Consider the following 2099-nt stretch of genomic DNA (forward strand, 5'->3'; position numbering starts at 1 on the left):
CATGTACAGTGTCTCTTCCTTAAGCCCAAGTCACCATTTCTTTGACGGCAGGTTTTAGGTAAATATCAACCGGGGTGGTGAAAAGCGGTTACTCATCTTGAGATTTTTTGGAAGCTTCTGGGGATCTGGTTGGGCTACTCTGGGTTAGGTTCCTTGCCCCAAATACGTAAGTTGATTTCTGAAAGCAGCTCTTCACGTCCTTGCAGGTTGCAGATATCTTTCGCTGTAGTGCCTGTCTCGTCATATGAAATATTTTCTTGTAACACGCTGTCGAGGTTAATATAGGGTCATCTGAAACACGAATGCTTTGGCAAGGCTGAGCTTTCTCCGGAATGTAAATTTGGGGCTGGAAGTACACAAGATTGGATAAAACTCCATCTTCAGTATCAGTTTCTGCAAAAGCTGAGTGATTGATACAACTGCAAATCAAGACAGAATAAAAAGTGATATTTTTTATTCTGTCTTTTTGGTGACTTGACTTAGCTTTCATCATGCTAATGCTCTCTGTTTTGATAAAAGCGCGCTTTATTAATCGTGCTTTTTTATTCAGGAAAATGTTACTGCTGTCACAGGTCTATGTATCAGCGTTACATTAACTGAGAAAACCTATTGCAAACCATAATAACCTCAATTGCCTAATTTTTTATATCCGAAATGGTGGCGATTTTTATACAAACAATAAGTAGTTGGAATCACTACACAGAGAACAGCCAAGCTACCGACAAGTATACCCATCAAGTGATCGTTATCATCTTCGTCGTGACATTGTGGACAATTACCAGTGGTATCAATACAGTTGTCCGGGTGCAAAGAGGTGCAGTTTTTTTGGTGGAGCGAATGATCCCGAAAACCAAAGAAAGCCTTACACTCGCAGGTATCCGGAGAATCAGGTGGATTATAACCTGCCGGACAACTAATAACTGAGCAGTAACCCCATGGGCAATCAATATCACCTTTTTTTCTACGAAAAGCACCATAATCACATATCTGCTGTGTTTTTTGGTTGATACAGGTTCCACTACCAGAACCTTCAATACAAACATCCGAATCAGTGACCAAACACTGGAAGCATTTCAACTTGCATGAACCATCGTTAATTCTCTTTACTGATCTTGCCATGTTGCAGTGCCCTGACGCATTCACACACAACAATTTCTCGTTCCGAAAAATAGCTTCACCGTCACTCAAGTTTAGGTTGTCATCGTTTTGTAAAGCGCATTGCTCATTCTGGCATCCACTAAGCAGCCAGTCATTTGCCCTATGCTGTTTGCGTTCATCATTACCTGTATATGGAGAATAACTTTGTACCGATATTGGTATATCTGAAACATAATCTTCTTTGTCAATTCTTGGCCAACGATTGTTTGGCCTACCGGCAGAACTCAAGAGAACTGTCGTTAACTTTCCAGCCTCTGAACCTGTTATTACTTCTTCAGAGACAAATCGTATGCCTCCATAATCCTCACCTCTGTTTGACAGTACATGAATTTCATCACCTGAATCTTCATGAATTTTCAGCCTTTTCAGACAGCTAATACTGGTAAATAGCTCAACATGAGAGGTACGGGCTCCCAGGCAAATAACATGAGTGGCGTTATCCTGAACTATCTGAAAGCTGACAGAAGAATCAGCTGGCGTTTTAAATACTTTATATTTGTTATTGTTTGCCGTAGCTTCTGAAGCCAGGGGCAGTAGTAATAGTAATACCCAAGTATGGATTTGCAGCAATGCGCCAAGTAGAACATTAAAATTTCGCATAGATAAAACTTCCAGAAATTGAATGTTGCTCATAACACAAGCCCCAGCCCTTTCACTGTATTCACAATTTCATCCTGCCGGGGAGCGGAAAGTTTACCTCGAATAAAGGTTGCTCTGGGTTTATGCAGAAGATAAGCAAGAACATTCAGTCGACACTCGTCTTATTCCAGACAGGTTCTAAATTGCTTAATGAGTAGATCAGCGGGTTCCATCATCTTGAGGTATTTTGAGTTTAAAAACTTCAAGATAGTGGATCTCGCTGACTTACTCCTGATATTTGTCGTATACAATGAGCAAACCTCTTTCCCTGGATGAGGGAATGCCGATTAATACTACTGAGA

At 40.8% G+C, this 2099-nt stretch carries 1 protein-coding gene; it reads right to left on the reverse strand.

Annotated features, from left to right (window positions below):
• Positions 1-627 precede the first annotated feature (627 nt).
• Positions 628-1791, reverse strand: a complete 1164-nt coding sequence (locus tag KDK18_RS05360) for a hypothetical protein (RefSeq protein WP_257253743.1) — start codon at positions 1789-1791, stop codon at positions 628-630.
• Between the last annotated feature and the right edge of the window lie 308 nt (positions 1792-2099).

The sequence above is a fragment of the Endozoicomonas sp. SESOKO3 genome (assembly GCF_024606255.1).

Bases quoted from the DNA above. Each gene is read 5' to 3' on its own strand.
- KDK18_RS05360 (WP_257253743.1), bottom strand. From the start codon at position 1,791: ATGAGCAACATTCAATTTCTGGAAGTTTTATCTATGCGAAATTTTAAT.